Below are 21,850 nucleotides of genomic sequence, written 5' to 3'. Positions count from 1 at the left end.
TTCCTGTCGTTCCTGTCGTTCATATCGCCCCCTCCTCGGCCCGGGTGCGGGCGGCCAGCCGCAAGGTCACCAGCAGGGCCAGCGCGCACACCCCGGCGACGGCGGCCATGAAGCCGACCGAAGTGCGGTGCAGGCCGTGGATGTTGGTCAGCATTCCGGCGAGCACGGCCGGCACGCTCATGGCGAGGTACGCGAAGACGTAGACGGCGGCGGTCAGTTCGCCGCGGTGCGCCGGATCGGCGAGGGCGCTCAGCGCGCGGAAGGAGCCGAGGAACGCGGCGCCCCAGCCGCTGCCGAGGACCGCGGTGGCCACCAGGAAGACGGCGGCCGAACCGAGGCCCAGCGCGAGCAGGACCAGCCCTAGCCCGGCCAGCAGCCCCAGCAGGCCGACGACGGCGGTGCGCAGCGCCTCGGTGCGGCCCAGCAGCAGCTGGGCGCAGGTAGCGGCGCCGGCAAGCAGCGCCACGGTGGCGCCGCCGACCAGGTAGTTGGTGCTCTCCAGCAGGGAGAGCGCCAGGTGCGGGCCGAGCGAGAGGTAGAAACCACCCACCGACCAGACGGCGACGATCGTCAGCACGAGCACGGCGAACCGGCCGCGCGACGCCGACGGGATGCGGATCCGGTGCGGCGCGACCCGGAAGCCGCCTCCCGCGCCGGGAGCGCTCTCGCGCATCCGCACCACCCCCACCAGCATGACGGCGAAGGCCCCGACGAGCAGCAAGTAGCTCAGCGCGGTCGGCGCGGGCGCGTACTGGACGAGCAGGCCGGCCCCGATCCCGCCGAGCCCGATGCCGATGGTCGGCCCCGCGCTGTTGACCTGGGCGCCGAGCGCGGGGCGCGAACGCGGGGTGAGTTCCAGCAGGGCCGCTCCCATCGCCCCGGTGGCCAGGCCGACGGCGAGCCCCTGGACGGCCCGGGCCGCGAGCAGCAGCCCGAGCCCCTGGGCCCCGGCGAACAGTCCCATGGAGACGATCGCCAGGACCAGGCCGGCGCCGAGCACGGGGCGCCGGCCCAGGGTGTCCGAGAGCGAACCGAACAGCAGGAGCCCCGTCAGCACGGTGACGGCGTAGAGGGCGAAGACCACCGTGATGGTGCCGGAGGACAGACCCCACTTCTGCTGGTAGAGCACGTAGAGGGCGGATGGTACGGAGGAGGAGAGCATCAGCAGGACCAGTACCGCGGCCACCACCCAGAAGCCGGAGCCTCTCGGCGCACCCGCCGGCTGGGCGGCGGGGTGCGGGATGATCCCCGTGGACAGTGCGGTCGGCGTGGATGTCTTGGACGGTTCCACTGCTTCAACTCCCCCGTGTTGAGCGGTCAGGCCAGGGCCTGTGCAGCCCTCGCCAGCGCGCGGGCGGTCAGCACCCCCGCGAGATGGCCGAGGTACTCGGCCGAGGTGCCGCGCCCGGGTACGAACAGCTCCCTGGGCTCGGCGCGGAACGCCGCGAGTACGGCGTCCGTCGTGTACGGGCCCCCGCGCAGCCGGTCCTCGACCCCGCGCAGCCGCAGCGCGCGGGCGGTGGCGCCGGTGACCGCGATCCGCGGCCCGTCGGCGGTGATCCGTACGGCCGCGGCGCACACCGGGTAGCGGGTGGCCCGGTCGGCGGTCTTCTCGAAGGCCGCGGCCGGCCCGGCGGCCGGCACCAGCAGCGCGGTGACGACCGAGCCGACGGGCACGCCGGAGGCCGCGAGCTCCTCGGCCGGTACGGTCGACCGCCCGCCGGGGCCGGCCAGTTCCACCACGGCGTCGGCGGCGATGGCCGCGACCGGCAGATCGGTGGCCCGCCCGCCGGCAGCCAGGTTCCCGCCTGCGGTGCCCAGGTTACGGACCTGCGGGTCGCCGTTGGAGCGGGCCGCGGCGGCCAGCTCCGGGACCCCGTCGAGCACCAGCGGGTGGGCGGCGAGCTCGGCCAGCGTGGTCAGCGCGCCGATGCGCAGGCCCCCGTCCGCGGCCTCGATCCCCCGCAGCTCCTCCAGGTGCCGGATGTCGACCAGCAGCCCGGCCCGGTCGGCGCCCGTGCGCAGGTCGGGCAGCAGGGTCTGGCCCCCGGCCAGCACCCGGGCGCCGGGCGTCCCGGACAGCAGGGTCAGCGCCTCGTCCAGGCCGACGGGCCGGACGTAGTCGAACTCGGTGAGGATCACTGGGCTTCCCCTCTCAGGCGGCGCCAGACCCTCTCGGGGGTGAGCGGCATGTCGATGTGCTTCACGCCCAGGTCGGAGAGGGCGTCGACGACCGCGTTGACGACGGCGGCGGCGGGCGGCACGGTGGCGATCTCGCCTGCGCCCTTGGCGCCGAGCGGATTGTGCGGCGACGGCGTGGTCGTCTTGTCGAGCGCGAAGAACGGCACGTCGGCGGCGCGCGGCAGGGCGTAATTGTTGAGGTCGGACGTGACGAGCAGTCCGTTCTCGTCGTATTCGGCGGCCTCCATCAGCGCCTGGCCGAGGCCGTGCACGATGCTGCCCTCGATCTGCCCGAGGACCACCTTCGGGTTGCCGATGTGGCCGGCGTCGTCGACGGCGGTGTACGCCACCACCTCGGTCTCACCCGTCAGTTCGTCGACCTCGACGACCGCGACGTGCGTCCCGAAGGGGTAGTTGAAGTCCGGCGGGTCGAAGTGGGTGGTCTCGTCGAGGGCGGGCTCGATCTCCGGGGGCAGCCCCCAGCCGTACCACATGGCCATCGCCAGCTCGGCGAAGGTCTTGGTGTTCTCCTCGTTGCCCTCTTCGTAGACCTTGCCGCCCGAGTAGACGGCCTTCTCCTCCGGGATGCCCAGGAAGACGGCCCCGGCTTTGACCAGCTTGCTCTTGATCTTCCGGGCGGTGAGCGCCACGGCGGGCGCGGCCATGCTGTAGGAGCGCGAGCCGTAGGTGCCCTGGCCGTACGGGGCCTTCTGCGTATCGCCCTCGAGGACCTGGACGGTGTTCACGTCGATGCCCAGCTCGTCGGCGGCGACCTGCGCGAAGACGGTGCCGTGGCTCTGGCCGGTGGAGGCGGAGCCGACGGTGACGGTGACCTCGCCCGTCGGGTGGACCCGGATGTTGGCGCTCTCCCAGGTTCCGCCAAGCATGCCCTCCTTGGACATCCGGGTGGAGGGGCCGACACCGCAGATGGCGACGTAGGTGGCGAGGCCCACGCCGAGGCGCTTGCCGCGGGTGCGGGCCTCGGCCTTGCGGGCGGGCATGTCGGCGTAGCCCGACAGCTCCATGGCCCGGTCGAAGTTCAGCTGGTAGTTCCCGGAGTCGTAGGTCCAGCCGAGGCCGTTGTCGTACGGGAACTTCTCGCTCGGCACCAGGTTCTTGCGCCGCACCGCCGCCGGGTCCATGCCGATCTCGGAGGCGTACCGGTCGACGAGGCGCTCCATCAGGAACGCGGCCTCGGCCCGCCCGCTGCCGCGCTGGGCGCCGAGCGAGACGGTGTTGGTGAAGGCGGCGTAGACCTCGCAGAAGGCGGCGGGGATGTCGTACATGCCGCTGATGGAGCGTCCCATCAGGGCGGTGGCGACACCGGGTCCGATCGTGGAGGGGTACGCGCCGAGGTTGGCGTAGCTGGTGCAGCGCACGGCGGTGATGCGGCCGTCGCGGGTGCCGGCGAGGGTGACGTGCTGGCGGTGGTCGCGGCCCTGGACGGTGGAATTCATCAGGCCGGTGCGGGTGTCCACCCACTTCACGGGCCGGCCGAGCGCCTTGGAGAGCAGCAGGACCAGCGCCATGTCGGGGTAGAGGTAGCCCTTGGTACCGAAGCTGCCGCCGACGGTCGGGGCGATCACCCGGAGTTTGTTGAAGGGGATGCCGAGGACCAGCGCGGAGAGCAGGAAGCGGTGGTTGTGCGGGCCCTGGGTGGAGGCGTAGAGGGTGTACTCGCCGGTCGCCCGGTTGTAGTCGCCGACCGCGCCGCGGGGCTCGATGGGGCTGTTGATGGTGCGCTGGTTCACGAGGTCGAGCTCTACGGTGACCTCGGCGTCGGCGATGGCCGCGTCGGTGCGGTCCTTGTCGCCACAGGTCCAGTACGCGTTCAGGTTGCCCGGGACGGCCTCGTGCAGCTGGGGCGCGCCCTCGGCGAGTGCGTCGTCGGCCCGGGTGACCACGGGCAGCGGCTCGTACTCGACGGCGATGGCGGCCAGCGCGGCGGCGGCCTGGCGCGGGGTCTCGGCGACGACCACGGCGATCGGGTCGCCGACGTGCCGCACGGCGTCGCCGGTCAGGACCGGGCGGGCGCCGGGAAGTCCGTAGGGGTGGGGCGGGAAGTGGCTCTCGACCCCGCCGGGTATCCAGATGCAGGGCAGCGGCATCACGTCGGTGAAGTCGGCCGCGGTGGCCACCTTGAGCACGCCGGGCAGCTGCTCGGCGGCCTTGGTCTCGATGGAGAGGATCTTCGCGTGGGCCACCGGGCTGCCGAGGATGGCCATGTGCGCGGTGCCGGGCAGATCGATGTCCGCCACGTACGTGGCCTCGCCGCGCAGGAGCTGCGGGTCCTCACGGCTGTCGATCGGCTGGCCGAGCAGGCCGTTCTGCGATGCTGCGGTCTCCCCCGTCACTGCGGTCATGTCCTCACACCTCCTGGCCGGACGCTGCGGAGACGGCCCCTGCCTCGGCGGACCCGGTCTCGGCGGCCCCGGCGGCCTCGGCCCGGGCGGCGGAGCAGGCGCGCTGCACACCGCGCACCACGCTGTGGTAGCCGGTGCAGCGGCACAGGTTGCCGGTGAGCCACTCGCGGATCTCGGGCTCGGTGGGGGCCTCGCCGCCGGCGGTGGAGTCGACGAGTTCGCCGAGCGCCATGACCATGCCGGGGGTGCAGAACCCGCACTGGGTGCCGTGTTCCTGACGCAGCGCCTCCTGGAGGCCGGTGAGTTCACCGCCGGGGGTGGTGACTCCCTCGATGGTGGTCACCTCGGAGCCGGCGGCCGACACGGTGAGGACGAGGCAGCTCTTGGCGGACCTGCCGTCGAGCTGGACGACGCAGGACCCGCACTGGCCGGTGTCGCAGCCGACCTTGGTGCCGGTCAGCCCGAGGCCGTCGCGGAGCCGCTCCACGAGCAGTTCGTTGGGCTGTACCGCGAATTTCTCGGGTCTTCCGTTGACATTCAGTGTGAGATCCATGCGAGCGCCTGCGCTTCCGTGAGCGGCCGGTTGTAGAGGGGCCCGCCCGGCTGCTGGAGAATTCCTCCGGCGTGCAGCGGGCCGGTGTCGACGGGAGCGAATCCGAGGTCCGTAATGATTCCCGCGACGATTTCCTTCGCTTTCCCGTCGTCGCCCGCCGTGAAATGGGCCAGACGCTCGCCCCCCGAGGTGCTCCCCCTGGGCTTCGCCCGGGAGGTGCCCCCAGCGACGGCGAGTGTTTCGAAATACATGGTGTTCAGGGATTTCACGACCCGGGCTCCGGGGTACCACTCGGCGACCAGTTCGCTGGAACCCCGGCCGCCGAGATCGGCGGGGGTACCGGCGCCGGTGAACGCGTTCGTGGCGTCCACCAGCACCTTGTCCCCCACCGCGGCCTCCGGGAGCAGCCCGCGGATGCTCGCGAAGGGCACCATCAGCACCAGGAGTTCGGCCTGGTCGGCGACCTCGGCGGGGTGCGCCGCCGAGGCCGCCGGGCCCAGTTCGGCCAGTAGGGGGCCGATGGACTGAGGGCCGCGGGCGTTGGCCAGCAAGACCTCGTGCCCGGCCGCCACCAGGATCCGCGCGAGGGTGGATCCGATCCGCCCGGTGCCGATGATGCCTGTGCGCATGTCCGCTCCTAGTCCATGCCGATCCAGACCGACTTGGTCTGGGTGTAGCTCTCAAGGGATTCGGGCCCGCACTCGCGGCCGTATCCGGAGGCCTTGTAGCCGCCGTAGGGCACGGAGGGGTCGTACTGGTTGTAGCAATTCACCCAGACCGTGCCGGCCTTGATCCGCGAGGCAACCCGGTGGGCGCGGCGCAGGTCCTTGGTGTGGACGCCGGCGGCGAGGCCGTACGCGCTGTCGTTGGCGATGCGTACGGCGTCCTCCTCGGTGTCGAAGGGGATGATCGACAGGACCGGGCCGAAGATCTCCTCCTGGGCGATCCGCATCCCGTTGTCGACACCGGTGAAGACGGTGGGCAGGAAGTACAGGCCCTGGCTGGAGGCTCCCTCGGGGGTCCAGCCGGTGCCGCCGGTCCGCAGGACGGCGCCTTCCTTCTCGCCGATCTCGATGTACGAGCTGACCTTGTCGAACTGGCCGCGGTGGGCCAGCGGCCCGAACAGGGTGGCCGGGTCGCGCGGGTCGCCGGGCTTGAGGGCCGCGGCCCGGCGTACCAGGCGTTCGACCATCTCGTCGTGGATGGGGCGGTGGAGCAGCAGCCGGGAACCGGCCGTGCAGATCTCGCCCTTGTTGTAATAGATGCCGAAGAAGGCGAGCTCCTCGGCGGCGTCGAGGTCGGCGTCGGCGAAGACGATGTTGGCGGACTTCCCGCCGAGCTCCATCGTCACCTTCTTCAGGGTCCCGGCCGCCTTGCGGATGATGGACTGGCCGACCACGGTGGAGCCGGTGAAGGCGATCTTGTCGATGTCCGGGTGGTCGGTGAGGATCTCGCCGAGCTCCACACCGGGCCCGGTGATCACGTTCAGCACCCCGTCCGGGATCTCCGCCTCCTGGAAGAGCTCGGCGATCTTCAGGGCGGTGAGCGGGGTGGCCGGGGACGGCTTGTGGACGACGGTGTTCCCCGCCGCCAGGGCCGGCGCGATCTTCGTCATCGACAGCAGCAGCGGGAAGTTGAACGGGGTGATGGCGCAGACCACACCGAGCGGCTCGCGCAGGGTGTACGCGAGCTGCCCGCCGGCCGGGGCCCGGGACGAGCCGTCGACCCGGGTCACGGCGCCGGCGTAGTAGTGCATGAGCTGAGCGGCCATGGGGGCGTCGACGGTGCTGGAGAAGGCGAACGGCTTGCCCATGTCCACCGTCTCCAGCAGGGCGATCTCCTCCAGGTCCCGCTCGATCAGCTCACCGACCCGGTTAAGCCGCAGCGCGCGCTCCTGGGCGGACAGTCTGCTCCACGGACCTTCCTCGTACGCTTTGCGGGCCGCGGCGACGGCCGCGTCCGCGTCGGCGGCGGTGGCCTGGGCCACCGGCACGATCTCCTGTCCGTCCACGGGGCTGATGTCCGGCTCGGTCCGGCCGTCCTGGGCCGGGACCCATTTGCCGCCGATGAACAGCTGCCCGGGGTTGGCGAGGGGCTGGCCGCTCAGCTCACGCTTGGTCATGGCTGCCTTTCCGGTGTGGGGTGCGGGGCGGTGCTGCTAGCCCTTCGCGAGCTGCCGTAAGAAGGTCTCGGCGAGGGCCTTGGAGGAATACGGGTTCTGGCCGGTGGTGAGCCTGCGGTCCACCACCACGTGCGAGTCCCAGATCGCTTCGGCCTTCTCGTACCGGGCGCCGAGCCGGGTGAGCTCGACCTCCAGGATCAGGGGGAGGCGGCCGGCCATGTTGGTGACCAGCTCCTCGTTGTGCGAGAAGGCGGTCATCTTGTAGCCCTCGAACGGCCAGCGGCCTTCGCCGTCGCGCAGCGCGAGCAGCGAGGTGTGGCCGTGGCAGACGGTGGCGAGCGGCTTGTCCTGGGCGAGGGCCCACCGCAGGATCTGGGCGAGCTCGTCGGACTTGGGCAGGTCGCCGATCGCGCCGTGGCCGCCGCTGATGTAGATGCCGTCGTAGTCGGCGATGTCCTTCTCGCCCAGGGACTCCAGGGCGATGGGGTTCTTCAGCTGCGGGGTGCTCTCGATGACCCGGACGTACTCGGCCGCGTTGGCCGCGTCCTCGTTCGGCGAGCCCTGGGGGCGGACCCACTGGAGGAACTGGGGGTCGATGCTGGTCTGGTCGACCGTGGGCACCCGACCCCCGATCGTCGCCACGTCCACGGTGTGGCCGGCGGCCTTGAAGAGAGAAAAGGGAACGACGAATTCCTCGGCCCAGAATCCCGAGGGATGTTGTTCCCCGTCCAGCAGATGGAGCGTTGCCTTGGCCGTCATGACGACGAGAATCTTCATGACTGTTCTCCTTGTTCTGGAATCGCTGCCGATTCAACACGCCGCCCGCGAGGGGCGTAAGGGGGGGGCGTCAGGCACGTGATACTTCGTCACGTGCGTCCAACGCCGAGATGATGGTGCGGAATTCACCGATCAGGGGGTGGTCGGGATGGGCTTCGGCGAATATGCGTTCGCCGTACAGGGCGGCCATTTCCGGCGCGTAGGGAAGGATTCCGGCCAAGGGCGCACCGTAGGCCTCCTCGGCACACCGGCGGATCCGGTCCCGGTCGATTCCCTCCGGGGCCATGCTCAGGACCAGCATGCGGCGGCAGGGCAGCCGTCCGGCCAGGGAGAGGGTCTCCTCGGCCCCGGAGAGGTCGATGCGATCGGCCCGCGCCATGATCATCAGTACGTCGGCGCTCCCCATGGCGGTCACCGACTCGTTGTTGAGGCCGGCATGGGTGTCCAGCAGCAGCACGTCGAGGGCGAAGTGCCGCGCCAGCCGGTCGAAGCCCTCCGGCAGCAGCCCGACGTCGTACCCGGTGGACATGAGCTCGCGCAGTGCGGCGGTCCCGGTCCGGGTCCGCGCCGGTACGACGTACAGCCCGGGCGCGCCGACCTGCTGGGCCGTGGCCTCGATCTCGCAGTGGCTGAGCAGGTAGTCGACCAGGGAGGGGCCGGGCTCCAGCCGGAACAGCAGGTCCAGGGTGGGCGACTGGATGTCGGTGTCCACCACCCCCACCCGGCGCCCCTGCGCCGCGATCAGCAGCGCGAGGTTCGCCAGCACCGAGGACTTCCCGGTGCCACCGCGGTGCGAGTGCACCACGATGGTCCGGGTCATCAGGCCACCGCCTTGCCGCCTGCGTACGGCCCCCGCGCCGCACGAGGCCGGTGCAAGGCCAGCATGGTGACGTCGTCGTGCTGTTCGGCGGTGCCGGTGTGCTCCCGCACCGCCAGGTCGATCCGGTCGACCACGTCCTTGCCGCTCACCGGGGTGCCGGCGAGCAGCTCCAGCATCCGTTCGTCACCGAGGAAGCTGCCGTTCGGACAGCGGGCCTCGGGGACTCCGTCGGTGAACACGAACAGGGTGTCCCCAGGGTTCAACTGGGCGTAGCCGAGGGTGTAGACGCAGTCGGGCAGCACCCCGACGGCCGGCCCGGTGACCTCCAGGGGAATGGGGCTGCCGCCGTCGGCTCGCAGCAGCAGCGGCGGGTTGTGGCCGCCGTTGATGTAGACGAGGCTGCCGGTGCGCGGGTCGAGCACCCCGAAGAACAGGGTGGCGAAGTAGCCCTGCCGCAGGTGGTTGCGGGTGAGGTAGCCGTTGGTCGCGGTGACCGCGTTGAGCAGCGGGGTGGCGCCGACGACCGGGGTCCGGCGGCTTCCGCCGGTCCGGCCCGCGGCCATCAGGTGCTGGAGGCCGCTGTTCTCGGCGGTGTGCCGCAGCAGGGAGCGGATGAGCGCCATGAAGAGCGCCGCGCCCACCCCCTTGTCACAGACGTCGGCGACGACGACCGCGAGCCGGCGGCCGCGGGAGATCTCGAAGACGTCGTAGAAGTCCCCGGCGACCTGCCGGGCGGGCCGGAAGCGTACGTCGATCTCCCAGCCGTCGGGGACCGGCAGCGATTCGGGCAGGAATCCGGCCTGGATCTCCCGGCCGATCTCCAGCTCCTTCTCATAGCCCCGCAGTTCCGCCCGGGCGTCGGCCTCGCGCAGAGTACGGCCGAGCCCGGCGCGCTCCGAGCAGCTGTGCAGCCGGGCCCCGACGAGGGCGGGCAGGAAGGGCGGCACGAGGTAGTCGTGGCCGAGCCGGACGTGTTCCTCCAGGGCGCCGAACTCCGCCACGGTCCAGACGACCACGATGGGGGTCCCGGCCCAGCGGCGCAGCCGGCGCACGGTCGTGCGTACGGACTCCCCGTCGCAGTCGGCCGGCACGAGCAGTACGTCGGCGACGGGGAGCTCCTCCAGCGGGCCGTACAGCAGTTCCACCATGGTGCGGGTGTCGAGTTCCGCGTCCATCATCCGCAGCGCGTCGAGCAGCTCGGGCGGCGGAGGCGGGTACTCGTCAAGGATGATCACGGTCGTGGAGGGCATGGGTCCGTCCCCTCAGCCTTCACAGTCAGCGTGCTGATGTTGCGGCCGTTCCTGCGGGTGTAGCTGAATTCGTCCACGCTGGTCAGCGCCAGGTGGATGCCGAGGCCACCGACCCTGCGCCGCTCCGGGGGGAGCCCGGGGACGGGGGGCAGGCAGCCTTCGACGGGGTCGAACGCGGGGGCGGTGTCCTCGATGGCGATCTGCACCCCTGCGGGGCCGGAGCGGCCGCGGACGGTGATCCGCCCGCCGCCGCCCCGGTACCCGTGCATGACGATGTTCGTGGCCAGTTCGTCCACGGCCAGCCGGAGCCGGTACGCGGCGCCCTTGTCCAGGCCCCCGGCCGCGGCCAGCCGCAGGACGAACGCGGCGATCTCGCCCAGCGCCCAGATGGTCGCGGGCACCTCCAGTTCGGCGGGCGTCCTCGCCAGTTCGACCATGTCACTCACCGGCGTCAGTCATCGGAGAGGACGATGCTGCGGTCGAGCCCGGCCGTGCGGATGGTCCGGGAGACGGGCTCGATGGCGCCGACCACCTTGATGGTCACGTGGTCGGCCACCTTCTGCTGGGCGAAGACCAGCGAGCGCAGTCCGGCGCTGGCCATGTAGCCGACCCCGGCCATCCTGATCTCGACGGTGCTGGTGCCGTGCCCGGCGGCCTTCTCGATGGTCTGGTGGAAGTCCGGTGCCGTCTTGGCGTCCAGCTCGCCCGTCAGCTCGATCACGGTGGTGTCGCCCTCGATGCTCAGGGACACGGAAAGCGGCATGTCAGGTCTCCTTCGGTCAGGGCGTCCCGGTCGTCTCGGGATCGTTCGTGCGGCCCACGAGGATCACGACGGAGCGGGGGCCGATGAGGTACTTGCCGGCGTTGTCCAGCTCCTGCTCCCCACCCGGGGTGCGGATGTCGTACGGCGCCTGCGCGCCGGTGTCGGCGAACAGGTGCCAGCTCCGCCCGCCCGGCAGGGCGGGCAGTTCCAGATCGTGCGACTCCCAGTGCGAGTTCATGGCCACGTACACCACGTCGTCGTCGCCGGTGCCGCAGCGGGCCACCGCCAGCAGCCGGCTCTCGGCCGACCAGTCGGGCTGCCAGGCCCGCTCCCCGTGCCAGCTGATGTCGGGCAGCCCGAGGCTGTCCCGGAGCTGGCCGGTGGGGTGGGTGGTGGAGCGCAGCTCGCGGTGGTGCCCCCGGAAGGCGATCATCTCCCGTGTGAAGCGGAGCAGTTCGGCGTTGTCGTCGACCTGGTCCCAGTCGAACCAGGAGAGTTCGTTGTCCTGGCAGTACGTGTTGTTGTTGCCCTGCTGGGTGCGTGCGACCTCATCGCCGGACAGCAGCATCGGGATGCCCTGGCTGGTGAAGAGGATGGCCAGGGCGTTCTTCATCTGCCGCAGCCGCAGCGCGTTGACCTCGGGGTCGTCGGTCGGCCCCTCGGCCCCGCAGTTCCAGCTGGCGTTGTCGTTGCCGCCGTCGTTGTTGCCCTCGCCGTTGGCCCCGTTGTGCTTGTCGTTGTACGAGACCAGGTCGGCCAGGGTGAAACCGTCGTGAGCGGTCAGGAAGTTGACCGACGCGGAGGTTCCGCGGCTGGAGTAGAGGTCGGGCGAGCCGGCGATGCGGGTGGCCAGCTCCCCCGTGATGCCCGGGTCGCCCTTGAGGAAGCTGCGCACGGTGTCGCGGTACTTCCCGTTCCACTCCGCCCAGCGGCCGTACGCCGGGAAGTTGCCGACCTCGTAGAGGCCGCCCGCGTCCCAGGCCTCGGCGATGAGCTTGGTGTGACGCAGGACCGGGTCGTAGGCGAGCAGCTCCAGCAGCGGCGGGTTGGGCAGCGGAGTGCCGTCCAGGTCCCGGCCGAGGATGGCCGCGAGGTCGAAGCGGAAGCCGTCGATGTGGTAGTCGGCGACCCAGTGGCGCAGGCAGTCGAGCACGTAGTTGCGCACGACGGGGTGGTTGCAGTTGACCGTGTTGCCCGTGCCGCTGAAGTTGAAGTAGTACCCCTCGGGCGTGAGCATGTAGTACGTGGCGTTGTCGAGCCCCTTGAAGGAGATCGTCGGGCCCTGCTCGTTGCCCTCGGCGGTGTGGTTGAAGACGACGTCGAGGATGACCTCGATGCCGGCCGCGTGCAGGTCCTTGATCAGGGTGCGGAACTCGTCGCCCTGCATGCCGTAGCGTCCGGTGGCCGCGTAGCCGGCCTTGGGCGCGAAGAACGAGATGGTGTTGTAGCCCCAGTAGTCGTAGAGCTTCTCGCCCGTCTCCGGGTTGCTGCGCGGGTTGTCGCTCTCGTCGAACTCGAACACCGGGAGCAGCTCGATGCAGTTCACCCCGAGCTCCTTCAGGTACGGGATCTTCTCCCGCAGTCCCGCGAAGGTGCCGGGGGCGGTGACGCCCGAGGAGGGGTGCCGGGTGAAGCCGCGCACGTGGGCCTCGTACACGACGAGGTCCTCGGCGGGCGTGCGCAGCGGGGTGTCGTCGCCCCAGTCGAAGTCCTGGAGGCAGACCCGCGAGCGGTACTGGTAGCCGCGGGTGCGGTCCGGCTCCACGCCCCACACGTCGCGGCCGGCGATCAGCCGCGCGTAGGGGTCGGAGAGGACCTGCCGGGCGTCGAAGCGGTGGCCGGTGACGGGGTCGTACGGTCCGTCGGCCCGGTAGCCGTACTCGATGTTCTCGTGGTCGAGGCCGAAGACCGTCATGGCGAAGACGCTGCCGGTGCGGAATTCCTCGGGGAATTCCAGCTCGGCCATCGGCTCGGGCTCTCCGCGCTTGTAGATGACCAGGGTCATGGAGGTGGCCTGGTCGGAGAAGACGGAGAAACTGACCCCGCCGGGGACCACATTGGCCCCGAACGGGAACGGCTTGCCCGCGCGGACGCGGAACCCGCCCACTTCGTGGGTGGGGTACGCGTCGACGCGCAGGACTTGCTCGGACTGGGCCTCGGTCATCGCGTGGACCGTGCCTTGACCTTGGCTTCGGCCGCCGCTGCCTCGCCCGCCTCGAAGAAGTCGAGGAAACCGGTGGCCGACATGACGAACCGGACTTCCTCGCTCACCCCGTAGAGGGTGACGGCTACGCCGGCGTGCTGGGCCTCGCGGTAGACGACGAGCAGGGTGCGCAGGCCCGCGCTGGAGACGTAGCTGACGGCCGTGAGGTCGATGCGCAGCGGCCGGCCCTCGCGGACCAGCGGCAGCAGCGTCTGCAGCAGCGATCCGGAGGTCTCACTGTTGATCTCGCCGGTGGCGACGAGCACGGTGCCCGTCTTGTTCCGGCGTTCCTTGAGGTTGAGAGCCATGATGTTCCCCTCTATTTGGGGCGCCCCCCGTTGGGCCCTACTGGGTCACCGGGCGCAGCCGGACCTTGACCTTGACCCGCCCCTGGACGTCGGGCAGCCGGACCGTGAGGCCGTCCGCGTCGAAGTCCGTCCACGGCTTCTCGTCGATCTCGACGGACGCGACCTGGACCGAACCCGCGGGAAGCAGGTCGGGCGAGACGCGCAGCACGCGGTCGGGCAGGCTGGTCGGGTCGGGCTGGAAGTGGAAGTCCATCTCCCGGCCGTTGATGAGCAGGTTGTTGTAGACGGCGGAGAGGTAGCAGAGCTCCGCCGAGTGGTACATGGACATCGAGTGGCTGCCCTTGAGCCGCTCGGTGCCGAGCAGGTACGGAGTACCGCTCGCGAGCACGTTGAAGTAGACGGCTCCCTCGTCGTGGTCGAGGAAGAAGGTGTTGTAGAACGCCTCCGCCTGCCGGGCCTCGCGCAGGAAGTCGTCTCCGCCGACCGTGCCGTTCAGGATGAGGTAGGCGAGGATCGCCTGCTCCTGCTGCCACCAGGCCTTGCGGTCGTGCCAGGCGAAACGATACGTCTCCTGGTCGCCGTTCTTGATCCGCTCGACGACGTCGTACCAGCCGCCGCGCTGCTGGTCGCTGCCGACGGCCGGCATGATCTCGCCGATCTTGCGGGCGAGCTCCTCGTAGGCCGGCTTGGCCTTCAGGGAGTTCATGCGCATCAGGTTCCAGGCGATCTTCAGGTTGTGGCCGACCACCGCGCGGTTCTGCTGCCAGCTGTGCGCGGTGTCGTGCGACCAGTCGCGGAAGAAGCGCTCCTGGACGAAGGGGCTGTTCTTGTAGTCCGGGAACTTGTCCGCGATGGTGTCGAAGGTGTACTCGAGGAAGTCGGCGTACCTCTGGTCGCCGGTCGCCAGGTACAGGTTGATCAGGTACGCGGGGGCGTGGTCGCCGACCGAGTTCCAGTTCTTGCGCTCGGCGTTCTCGCCGAGGGACTCGTGGTCCGCGCTGAATAGGATCGGGTCGATGTGCGAGTAGTAGCCGCCCTGCTCCGGGTCCTTGAAGAACTTGTCGAACAGCCGGATGGTGGCGTCCGCGTCGTTCTTGATCCGGATGTCACCGGTGACCCGGTACGTCTGGATGGGGCCGGCCAGCGCGTAGATCTGCTCGTACATCGGGATCGCGTCGTAGTCGTCGGAGAACTCCGAGGTGAACAGCTTGCGCTCGGTGTCCCCGTCCACGCTGATGCCGTGGTACCAGAAGACCACGTCCTCTTCGCTGTCCACGACCCGCATGTGCTTGCGCAGGTACTCGGTGCCGCGCTCGGCGACCTCCAGGTACTCGTCCTTGCCGGTCAGCAGGTAGGCCGAGGCCATGCCGTAGACCAGGCGGGAGATCGTGTCGGTCTCCTGGACGTGGCTGGCGGTCTTGTCGCCGCCGAGCCGGATCTCGGTGCGGTACTGGTCGAAGTCGACCGGCCCGTCACCGAACTGGGCGCGGATGTAGAAGTCGGCCAGCGACTCGATCTGCTTGACCCACCAGCTGGGCTCCTCGAACCGGTAGTCCTCGGCGCCGCGGCCCAGGAACACCAGGCGTTTGGCGTCGAACCGGCCGCCGTGCTCCGGGTAGTGGACGCCGTAGGCGAAGAGGAAGCGGCCGGGCGAGAGCATCTCGTCGATGTGCCCGGAGGCGTCGATGTACGGCTCGTCCAGGTTGCGGACCAGCTCGGCGCTCGGGTCGCCGGCCAGCGAGACGTCGAACGCGCGGCCGTCCGAGGTCTTCAGCCCCAGCAGCCGTGTCGCGGAGTCGAAGCGGACGACGTAGCCCGCGATCGTGTCGGAGAAGGAGAAGCTCACGGCATCAGCCATGTTTCACACACCGTCCTTGTCGTGAGAGCGGTCGTCCTCGAATCCCTGGCTGACCTCGACGATCACTCCGTCGGGATCGCGGAGCCACACGGTCCGCCACCCGCAGATGAAGTCGTCGAAGTCCAGCGGCCCCAGGGTCACTTCGGCCGCGTCACCCAGTTCCGCCAGGAACGCGTCCACGCTGTCCGTCTGAAAGGCGAGGTGGCGCATCCGGCCCGGGGCCTGCGGCCCGTCTCCCCCAGCTACCGCTGGGGGGACCGCCAGCGCCGTGCGCGCCGGTTCGCTGCCGGCCGCGAAGAGCTCCAGGTACGCGTCCCCCTTGCGCAGGAACACGATCTGGGCCTCCCCGAGGTCGACCACCCTGGCCCGGGTGAAACCGAAGTACCGGGTGTAGAACTCCTCGGTGCTCTTCTGGTCCGTGCAGTTCAGGCCCACGTGCGACCAGACCATCTGTCCCATCAGCCGGTCCCCCGCCCCCGCCCCGCCGCGATCAGCTCGATGATCCGGCGGGCGAAGAGGTGGTGGTGGGCACCGGTGCGGCCGGTGACCAGGTCTCCGTCGACCACCACGTCCTCGTCGACGTACTGGGCGCCCATGTTCCGCACGTCACCGATGAGGTTGTTGTGGCACACCACCTTGCGACCGCGCACCTTGCCCGGGATCGAGGCGGCCAGCCACATGCCGTGGCAGATGATCCCCTTGAGGACCGTCGGCTCCTCGAAGGCCCGGCGCAGCAGCTCCGTCGCCGGCGCCAGCCGGTCTACGTCCTCGGTGTAGCGCAGCCGGTCGGCCACCATGCCCGAGGGCACGATGATCGCCGCGTACCGGCGCAGCTCCTCGTCGCTCAGCCCCTCCAGGGACTGGCTGGCGGTGAAGGGCGCACGATACTCGTGCCCGGAGAAGGTGATGGAGTCGTTGCCCCACAGCCGGGTCAGGAACTCGACCTCGGCGCCCTCCTCGGCGAACCGGTGCTGGTAGTAGAAGATCTCCGGCTCGTAGAAGTCACTCTCGACCAGGACCGCGATCCGGGACCCGGACAGCGCGCCCTCGCGCACGGCCTCAGGCACGGGACACCCCCTTCAGGAAGTCCGCCGCGCGCTCGGCGATCATCGCGATGGCGGTGTGGCAGTTGCCCGACGGGACGGCGGGCATCACGCTGGCGTCGACGACGCGCAGGTTCCGTACGCCGTGCACCCGCATCTCCGGGTCGACGACGGAGAGGTCGTCGATGCCCATGCGGCAGGAGCCGGCCTGGTGGTGGTAGCTCTCCGACTTCTGCTTGACGAAGGTCCGCAGGTCGTCGTCGGTGGAGTAGCCGGGCCCGGGCTGGAGCTCCTGCTTGTACCAGGGCGAGAAGGCGGAGGTCGCGAAGATCTCCCGGGCGGTCTTGACGCCCTGCACCATCCGCTCCAGGTCCCACCGGTCGCCCAGGTAGTTCGGGTTGATCAGCGGGTGGGCCAGCGGATCCGCGCTCGCCAGCCTGATCCAGCCGCGCGAGACCGGGCGTACGACACCGGGCAGGATGCTCACCGTGTTGGGGTGGTCCTGGCCGACGATCACGTCGAACGGCACGTGCACGAAGGCGATCTGGAGGTCCGGGGCGGGCAGGCCCGGCTGCGACGACAGGAACAGAGCGCTCTCGGAGAGGTTCTGCGCCGGCGGCGGCAGTTCCTGGGTGACCTCGGCCATCAGCCCGGTCAGCACGTGGTTGTGGAAGTTCTCGCCGACCCCGGGCAGGGCCGCGGTGACCTCGATGCCGTGCTCGCGCAGCTGCCCGGGGTGGCCGATGCCGGAGAGCAGCAGCAGCTTCGGGGACTCGATCGCCCCGGCCGCCACGATCACCTCCCGGCGGGCCCGCACGGTGTGCAGCCCGGACTCGGCGGCTGTGTCGCCGACGGTACGGCTGTCCCGGACCGTCCGGCCCGGGAACTCGGCCGGCGGCGCGAGCTGCGCGTACTCGACGCCCGTGCAGGTGTCCCCGTCGAAGAGCAGCCGGGTGCTCTGCGCGCTGGTGCGCAGGGTCAGGTTGGAGCGTTCGAGCGCCGGCTCCAGGTAGGCGGCGAGGGTGCCCTGGCGGCGGCCGTCGGCCACGTCGATGTGGTGCCAGCCGGTACCGAAGAGGCCGCGCCGCGGGCCGTCGGTGTTGAAGTCCGCGATCTCCTCGTGGCCGAGCTCGACGGCCGCGTCGATGAAGGCGCGGGAGACCGGGTTGGGGCTGTGCTGCCCGGCGTTGGTGATCCGCTGCGGGCCCCGGGTGCCGGTGGTGGCCGCGGTGGCGTCCTCCTGGCTCTCCAGCAGGGCGAAATACGGGAGCACGTCCTCGTACGCCCAGCCGGCCGCGCCCTGGTAGGCCCAGTTGTCGAAGTCCGAGGCGTGGCCCCGGATGTGCATCATGATGTACAGGTTGCTGCTGCCGCCGGGGGCCTTGCCGCGCGGTTCGTACGTACGGCGGCCGTCGAGCCCCGGCTGCGGGACGCTGGTGTAACCCCAGTCGACGGGCCCGCCGAGCAGCTTGTACCAGGAGGACGGGTCGTCCACCTCGGGCGGGATGCGGTTGCCTCCGGCCTCCAGGACGAGGACGGAGACGTCCGGGTCCTCGGAGAGCCGGTTGGCCAGGACGCTGCCGGCGGTGCCGGAGCCCACGATGACGTAGTCGTACTCGTCTACAGCCATGGGTAGACCCCCCTCAGCCCTGGCTCAGCACCTGGAACGGGACGGTGTCGTGGTAGTTCGCCATGTAGACGATCTTTCCGTCCACGATCCGGAAGAAGTTCATGACCTCTGCCTCGATGGCCTCGCCGGAGGCGCTCACCGCGGTCAGGTGGGAGACGGCCGCGGCCTTCTCCCCGTCGACGAGGAAGTGCACGGGCTTGTTCTGGAAGACGCGGTACATCGTCCCCATGCCCTTCATCATCGAGCGCAGGACCTCCAGGCCCTCGATGTGTCCGGCGAGCTGCTCGTCCATGACCTGGTCGTCGGCGAACAGGTCGCACCAGCGGTCCCAGTCCCCGGCGTTGGCGTACTCGTAGTACTTTTCAAGGATCCTTCGTGCGTCCACCGCGCTCATCGCGCTCATCCCCCTATCGGTCCCTGCGGGTTCCGTCCGGCGCGAACGGCGCCCAGAACTGGCTGAAGGCTGTGGCCGAGTCGCCGAAGAGCCCGTCGTGGCCCTCGACGATCCGCCCGTCCCGCCACCGCATGAAGTGGAAGACCGGGTAGTCCATCCGCTCGTACGGGGACTGGCTCGACTCGTCGGCTCCGCCGCGCAGGGCGATGTTGCGGCAGAGGTCGGCACTGCAGTCCTCACCGACGAGGACCGCCTGGATGTCCATCCGGAAGGTGCCGCCCGTGAGCTTGTGGGTCTGGCCCATCAGCTCCAGGAAGGCGTCCAGGCTCTCGTACCAGCCGGCGAGCGGGTGGTTGCCCGGCACCTGCCAGCGCAGGTCCTCGGAGTAGTACTCCAGGATGCGCGCCCGGTCGCCGGAGCCGAGGGCGCGGTAGGCCGCCTCGACCCGCTCCCGTGTCACTTCGGTCATCGTCGCTTCTCCTTGGCTTCGCCGCGACCGGCGGTCAGAGGGAGCCGGAACCGGGCATCGGCGCCAGGTCGTTGACGGTGTACTGCTTGATCAGCGGTCCGTCCGGGCCTGCCACCACGGTCCAGGTCTGGTCGGCGTCGAAGCCGAGCCACTCGCTGCGGGCGGCCGGCGGGTCCCAGATCTTGGCCTGCCAGTTGACGAGCACCCGGACGATCGCCCGGTCGCCCTCGATGACGGGCTCCACCTTCGTGACCGTGTGCACCTCGTCGAAGAACCGGTTGGTGACGGCCGCGTACCAGCGGCCGAAGCCCTCGTACCCGAGGAAGGTGTCCTCGGGGACCTTGAACTCCAGGTCCTCGGTGATGAGGGCGAGCAGCCGGTCCAGCGGAAGGTGCTGGTCCAGTGCCACGTACCAGTCCTCGGCGAAACTGCGGATCGCGTCCTCGGTCAGCCGCTCGGCGGGCATGCGGTCTCCTCCTGTCCGTCGTGGTGTGGTGTGGTGTGCGGTGCGGTGCGGTGCGTCAGATCTGGATGTCGACGAGGAACGGGCCGGGGTGCGCCAGCATCTGGGTCACCGCAGTGACCGCCTCGTCTGGCTTCTCCACCCGTATCCCGCCGGCGCCCAGCGAACGGGCCAGCGCGGCGAAGTCGATCTCGGGGTGCGAGAGGTCGAAGGAGCCCGGGAAGCCGTGCTCCGGGATGTCCCGTTCCCGCCAGTACTGGGCGATGTTGTCGTCCAGCAGCCGGTACTTGCGGTTGTTGCAGACGACGAACTTGGCCTCGATGCCGTGCCGGGCCGCGGTCCACAGCGCCTGGTACGTGTACATCGAGCCGCCGTCGCCCGCGAAGCCGACGACGAGCCGGTCCGGATGGGCGAGCTTGGCGCCCACCGCGCCCGGGAAGCCGACGCCGAGCGAACCGCCCCGGGTGAGGTGGTAGTCGCCGGGCCGCTCGGGCGGCAGGTACTTCGTGACCAGCGGGGAGGTGGTCAGCGCCTCGTCGAAGACGATGAGGTCGCCCGCGGTCCGCTCGGCCAGGGTCCGCAGGAAGACCGCCATCGGCGTGCCGTCGGTTCCTCCGGCGTCCACGGCCGTCAGGGTGGCGCGCGCCCGCTCCCGCGTTCGCGTGTCCAGCCGGGCCGCGGCCGCCGCCCGCTGCCGCGGCGTCAGCAGCTTCTCCAGTACGCCGGCCAGCGCGCGCAGCGCCTGCTTGGGATCGGCGGCGAGGCCGAGGTCCACCGGGTGGTTCTTGGCGATCTCGTAGGCGTTGAGGTCGATGTGGACGACCTTCGCGCCCGCCCGGAAGGGGCTCTCCAGCTCGGGGAACACCTCCGGGAAGACATAGGTGCCGACGATCAGCACCCCGTCCGCGTCGCCCACGAGCTCCTTGCTGTGCGGGCCGAACATGTGGCCCGTCTGGCCGCCGCGCAGCGGGTGCGAGGCCGCGATGTTCACCTCGGAGGAGTCCACCTCGTACACGTCCGCACCCAACAGCTCGGCCACGGCGACGAGTTCGGCCTGGGCCCCGGAGAGCGAGACGCCGTCGCCGATGAGTACGACCGGCCGCTCGGCGGAGGCGAGCAGCTCTGCGGCCCGCCCCACCGAGGCCGGCGAGGGCGCCACGTCCGTGAGCGGCACCGTGGCGGGTAGTACGGGCTCGGAGTTGAGCTCGTCCAGCACGTCCATCGGCAGCGCCACGAACACGGGCCCGCGGGGCGGGGTCAGAGCGATCTTCACCGCCCGGCGGACGGTGCGGAGCACGGACCTCGGATCGGTGACCCGGGTGGCGTACTTCGTCACCGGCTTCGCCATCGCCACCAGGTCGGACGCCATCTGCGCGTCCATGGCGTCGTAGCGGACCCCGGCGTCACCGGCGACCACGACGAGCGGGGTGTGGCCGCGCAGCGACTGGTAGAGCATGCCGATGCCGTTGCCCAGGCCCACCCCGGAGTGCAGCTGGAGCAGGGCCGCGCCGCCGGTGGCCCGGGCGTAGCCGTCGGCGATGCCGGCGGCCACGGTCTCCTGGAGGGCGAGGATGTACCGGAAGTCCTCCGCCGCGTCCACCGCGTCGAGGAATCCCTGTTCCACGGTCCCCGGATTTCCGAACATCACATTCAGGCCGTCGGCCTTGAACTGCTCGATCAGCCTTTCCCGTCCGGGAGTGGCTTCCATGAATTCCCCCTCTTTGTCCGCGGCTTGACGGAGCTACCGGCCTACCATCCGTAACGGGTGAGACCGCCCTCCAGGACTTCCACGATCTTCTGCCCCGTGAGATACGAATCGGGGGTCGACCGCCCGGTCACGAACGGGAAGTCCACAATCACGGAGACGGGCTTCCCGAAGTTTCCGTGATACGCGCCGCGCGGACCGGTCGCGTCGCGCAGGATGTACTCCAGCGGATACGGCGGCGGGCCCATGTTGAAATCGGTACCGAGGAATCCGGTGCCGTCCTTGTAGTCGTACTCCTTGCAGTGACCGGTCACGTGCTTGCCCCAGATGATGCTCTTGCGATCACTCCAGTCCCGGGCGAAGGCCAGGCACGCGACCCCGTAGCACTCGGCCGCCACCACCTTGCCGGCCTTCTTGAAGGCCAGGATCAGGGCGTGCACCCGCTCGTTGTTGGCGAGGTCGGCGATCGGGCCGCTGCCGCCGACGATGAGGATCGCGTCGTAGTCCGCGATGTCGGCGTCGAGCTTGTCCAGGTCGCGGTGGTACTGCTCCAGCTTGCGCAGATAGCCCTCGTCGCTCGTGTACGGGCGCTCGGGCACCCATGCCTCGATGTCGAGCGGCGAGTCCAGCCGGCTCGACTGCTCGAACTCGCGGCCCAGCCGGGCGTTCTCGTCGGTGGTGACCGAGCGTCCCAGCGGGGGGTCGATGTAGTTCGCGTCGAGGCTCGGCGGAAGTGCGTGTGCGCGCTTTCCGGTCGGCGTGGCGAATACGATCTCGTAGCCCCGCTCATCGAACTTCGATACGGGCCCTATCAGTTCTTCGGCCCAGTAACCGTGTTCGGAGACAATGACCAGAATCTTTCTGCTCACAGATTCCTCCAGGCGCCGCCTGTTGTCGTTGGCGTCCCCCACACTGCTTGCGCCCAGGGCCTGCGTCAAAGCGTCTGCG

The 21,850-nt window shown here is 70.2% G+C and carries 22 protein-coding genes; all 22 read right to left on the bottom strand.

What is annotated here, in order from left to right; translation table 11 throughout:
- Window positions 1-19 precede the first annotated feature (19 nt).
- A complete protein-coding gene (locus tag J7I97_RS28820; protein WP_214940491.1) occupies window positions 20-1,291 on the bottom strand; it encodes an MFS transporter in 1,272 nt (423 codons plus the stop codon).
- A 26-nt stretch (window positions 1,292-1,317) separates the two neighbouring features.
- Complete coding sequence (locus J7I97_RS28815; RefSeq protein WP_214940489.1) at window positions 1,318-2,142, bottom strand: xanthine dehydrogenase family protein subunit M; 825 nt, start codon at window positions 2,140-2,142, stop codon at window positions 1,318-1,320.
- Window positions 2,139-4,544: a xanthine dehydrogenase family protein molybdopterin-binding subunit gene (locus tag J7I97_RS28810; protein ID WP_251059251.1), complete on the bottom strand. Its 2,406-nt coding sequence runs from the start codon at window positions 4,542-4,544 to the stop codon at window positions 2,139-2,141. Before J7I97_RS28810 ends, J7I97_RS28815 begins: the two co-directional genes overlap by 4 nt.
- 4 nt (window positions 4,545-4,548) lie before the next feature.
- Entirely contained in the window at window positions 4,549-5,097 is a 549-nt protein-coding gene (locus J7I97_RS28805; RefSeq protein ID WP_214940487.1) for a (2Fe-2S)-binding protein, read from the bottom strand.
- Entirely contained in the window at window positions 5,082-5,726 is a 645-nt protein-coding gene (locus J7I97_RS28800; protein WP_214940485.1) for an NADPH-dependent F420 reductase, read from the bottom strand. Before J7I97_RS28800 ends, J7I97_RS28805 begins: the two co-directional genes overlap by 16 nt.
- A gap of 8 nt (window positions 5,727-5,734) precedes the next feature.
- Window positions 5,735-7,219 carry an aldehyde dehydrogenase gene (locus tag J7I97_RS28795; RefSeq protein WP_214940483.1) on the bottom strand — a complete coding sequence of 495 codons (1,485 nt, stop codon included), beginning with the start codon at window positions 7,217-7,219 and terminating at the stop codon, window positions 5,735-5,737.
- A 36-nt stretch (window positions 7,220-7,255) separates the two neighbouring features.
- On the bottom strand, window positions 7,256-7,996 hold the full coding sequence (locus J7I97_RS28790) for a type 1 glutamine amidotransferase domain-containing protein (protein WP_214940480.1): 741 nt from the start codon (window positions 7,994-7,996) through the stop codon (window positions 7,256-7,258).
- A gap of 70 nt (window positions 7,997-8,066) precedes the next feature.
- On the bottom strand, window positions 8,067-8,816 hold the full coding sequence (locus J7I97_RS28785; protein WP_214940477.1) for a MinD/ParA family protein: 750 nt from the start codon (window positions 8,814-8,816) through the stop codon (window positions 8,067-8,069).
- Window positions 8,816-10,066, bottom strand: a complete 1,251-nt coding sequence (locus J7I97_RS28780) for a PP2C family protein-serine/threonine phosphatase (RefSeq protein ID WP_214940474.1) — start codon at window positions 10,064-10,066, stop codon at window positions 8,816-8,818. The genes J7I97_RS28785 and J7I97_RS28780 overlap by 1 nt, the downstream gene beginning before the upstream one ends.
- Window positions 10,048-10,503, bottom strand: a complete 456-nt coding sequence (locus J7I97_RS28775; RefSeq protein ID WP_251049870.1) for an anti-sigma regulatory factor — start codon at window positions 10,501-10,503, stop codon at window positions 10,048-10,050. Before J7I97_RS28775 ends, J7I97_RS28780 begins: the two co-directional genes overlap by 19 nt.
- Window positions 10,504-10,517: 14 nt before the next feature.
- Window positions 10,518-10,829, bottom strand: a complete 312-nt coding sequence (locus J7I97_RS28770; RefSeq protein ID WP_214940470.1) for an STAS domain-containing protein — start codon at window positions 10,827-10,829, stop codon at window positions 10,518-10,520.
- Window positions 10,830-10,845: 16 nt separating this feature from the next.
- Complete coding sequence (gene glgX, locus J7I97_RS28765; RefSeq protein WP_251049861.1) at window positions 10,846-12,993, bottom strand: glycogen debranching protein GlgX; 2,148 nt, start codon at window positions 12,991-12,993, stop codon at window positions 10,846-10,848.
- Window positions 12,990-13,340 carry an STAS domain-containing protein gene (locus tag J7I97_RS28760; RefSeq protein WP_214940465.1) on the bottom strand — a complete coding sequence of 117 codons (351 nt, stop codon included), beginning with the start codon at window positions 13,338-13,340 and terminating at the stop codon, window positions 12,990-12,992. The genes glgX and J7I97_RS28760 overlap by 4 nt, the downstream gene beginning before the upstream one ends.
- Window positions 13,341-13,377: 37 nt before the next feature.
- Window positions 13,378-15,198, bottom strand: coding sequence for an AGE family epimerase/isomerase (locus J7I97_RS28755; RefSeq protein ID WP_214940462.1), 1,821 nt, complete (start codon window positions 15,196-15,198; stop codon window positions 13,378-13,380).
- Window positions 15,199-15,201: 3 nt separating this feature from the next.
- Window positions 15,202-15,657 carry a VOC family protein gene (locus tag J7I97_RS28750; protein ID WP_214940459.1) on the bottom strand — a complete coding sequence of 152 codons (456 nt, stop codon included), beginning with the start codon at window positions 15,655-15,657 and terminating at the stop codon, window positions 15,202-15,204.
- Window positions 15,657-16,265: a DJ-1/PfpI family protein gene (locus J7I97_RS28745; protein WP_214940456.1), complete on the bottom strand. Its 609-nt coding sequence runs from the start codon at window positions 16,263-16,265 to the stop codon at window positions 15,657-15,659. Before J7I97_RS28745 ends, J7I97_RS28750 begins: the two co-directional genes overlap by 1 nt.
- On the bottom strand, window positions 16,258-17,871 hold the full coding sequence (locus J7I97_RS28740) for a GMC family oxidoreductase (protein WP_214940453.1): 1,614 nt from the start codon (window positions 17,869-17,871) through the stop codon (window positions 16,258-16,260). The genes J7I97_RS28745 and J7I97_RS28740 overlap by 8 nt, the downstream gene beginning before the upstream one ends.
- Window positions 17,872-17,884: 13 nt before the next feature.
- Window positions 17,885-18,274, bottom strand: a complete 390-nt coding sequence (locus J7I97_RS28735; RefSeq protein WP_308363857.1) for a nuclear transport factor 2 family protein — start codon at window positions 18,272-18,274, stop codon at window positions 17,885-17,887.
- Between the two features lie 4 nt (window positions 18,275-18,278).
- Entirely contained in the window at window positions 18,279-18,734 is a 456-nt protein-coding gene (locus J7I97_RS28730) for a nuclear transport factor 2 family protein (protein ID WP_214940450.1), read from the bottom strand.
- Between the two features lie 34 nt (window positions 18,735-18,768).
- A complete protein-coding gene (locus J7I97_RS28725; RefSeq protein ID WP_214940447.1) occupies window positions 18,769-19,200 on the bottom strand; it encodes a nuclear transport factor 2 family protein in 432 nt (143 codons plus the stop codon).
- Window positions 19,201-19,255: 55 nt separating this feature from the next.
- Window positions 19,256-20,905 carry a thiamine pyrophosphate-binding protein gene (locus J7I97_RS28720; RefSeq protein ID WP_214940444.1) on the bottom strand — a complete coding sequence of 550 codons (1,650 nt, stop codon included), beginning with the start codon at window positions 20,903-20,905 and terminating at the stop codon, window positions 19,256-19,258.
- A 41-nt stretch (window positions 20,906-20,946) separates the two neighbouring features.
- Window positions 20,947-21,771: a type 1 glutamine amidotransferase domain-containing protein gene (locus J7I97_RS28715; RefSeq protein WP_214940441.1), complete on the bottom strand. Its 825-nt coding sequence runs from the start codon at window positions 21,769-21,771 to the stop codon at window positions 20,947-20,949.
- Between the last annotated feature and the right edge of the window lie 79 nt (window positions 21,772-21,850).

Origin of the sequence: Streptomyces sp. ISL-87 (assembly GCF_018614095.1) — a bacterium.
Lineage (GTDB): Bacteria > Actinomycetota > Actinomycetes > Streptomycetales > Streptomycetaceae > Streptomyces.
Note: the sequence above shows the minus strand (reverse complement) of the source record. Positions and strands in the feature narration are given on the sequence as shown.

Coding starts and splice junctions, on each gene's coding strand:
- J7I97_RS28810 (WP_251059251.1), bottom strand. CDS start 4,544: ATGACCGCAGTGACGGGGGAGACCGCAGCATCGCAGAACGGCCTGCTC.
- J7I97_RS28805 (WP_214940487.1), bottom strand. CDS start 5,097: ATGGATCTCACACTGAATGTCAACGGAAGACCCGAGAAATTCGCGGTA.
- J7I97_RS28800 (WP_214940485.1), bottom strand. CDS start 5,726: ATGCGCACAGGCATCATCGGCACCGGGCGGATCGGATCCACCCTCGCG.
- J7I97_RS28795 (WP_214940483.1), bottom strand. CDS start 7,219: ATGACCAAGCGTGAGCTGAGCGGCCAGCCCCTCGCCAACCCCGGGCAG.
- J7I97_RS28790 (WP_214940480.1), bottom strand. CDS start 7,996: ATGAAGATTCTCGTCGTCATGACGGCCAAGGCAACGCTCCATCTGCTG.
- J7I97_RS28785 (WP_214940477.1), bottom strand. CDS start 8,816: ATGACCCGGACCATCGTGGTGCACTCGCACCGCGGTGGCACCGGGAAG.
- J7I97_RS28780 (WP_214940474.1), bottom strand. CDS start 10,066: ATGCCCTCCACGACCGTGATCATCCTTGACGAGTACCCGCCTCCGCCG.
- J7I97_RS28775 (WP_251049870.1), bottom strand. CDS start 10,503: ATGGTCGAACTGGCGAGGACGCCCGCCGAACTGGAGGTGCCCGCGACC.
- J7I97_RS28770 (WP_214940470.1), bottom strand. CDS start 10,829: ATGCCGCTTTCCGTGTCCCTGAGCATCGAGGGCGACACCACCGTGATC.
- glgX (WP_251049861.1), bottom strand. CDS start 12,993: ATGACCGAGGCCCAGTCCGAGCAAGTCCTGCGCGTCGACGCGTACCCC.
- J7I97_RS28760 (WP_214940465.1), bottom strand. CDS start 13,340: ATGGCTCTCAACCTCAAGGAACGCCGGAACAAGACGGGCACCGTGCTC.
- J7I97_RS28755 (WP_214940462.1), bottom strand. CDS start 15,198: ATGGCTGATGCCGTGAGCTTCTCCTTCTCCGACACGATCGCGGGCTAC.
- J7I97_RS28750 (WP_214940459.1), bottom strand. CDS start 15,657: ATGGGACAGATGGTCTGGTCGCACGTGGGCCTGAACTGCACGGACCAG.
- J7I97_RS28740 (WP_214940453.1), bottom strand. CDS start 17,871: ATGGCTGTAGACGAGTACGACTACGTCATCGTGGGCTCCGGCACCGCC.
- J7I97_RS28735 (WP_308363857.1), bottom strand. CDS start 18,274: ATGAGCGCGATGAGCGCGGTGGACGCACGAAGGATCCTTGAAAAGTAC.
- J7I97_RS28730 (WP_214940450.1), bottom strand. CDS start 18,734: ATGACCGAAGTGACACGGGAGCGGGTCGAGGCGGCCTACCGCGCCCTC.
- J7I97_RS28725 (WP_214940447.1), bottom strand. CDS start 19,200: ATGCCCGCCGAGCGGCTGACCGAGGACGCGATCCGCAGTTTCGCCGAG.
- J7I97_RS28720 (WP_214940444.1), bottom strand. CDS start 20,905: ATGGAAGCCACTCCCGGACGGGAAAGGCTGATCGAGCAGTTCAAGGCC.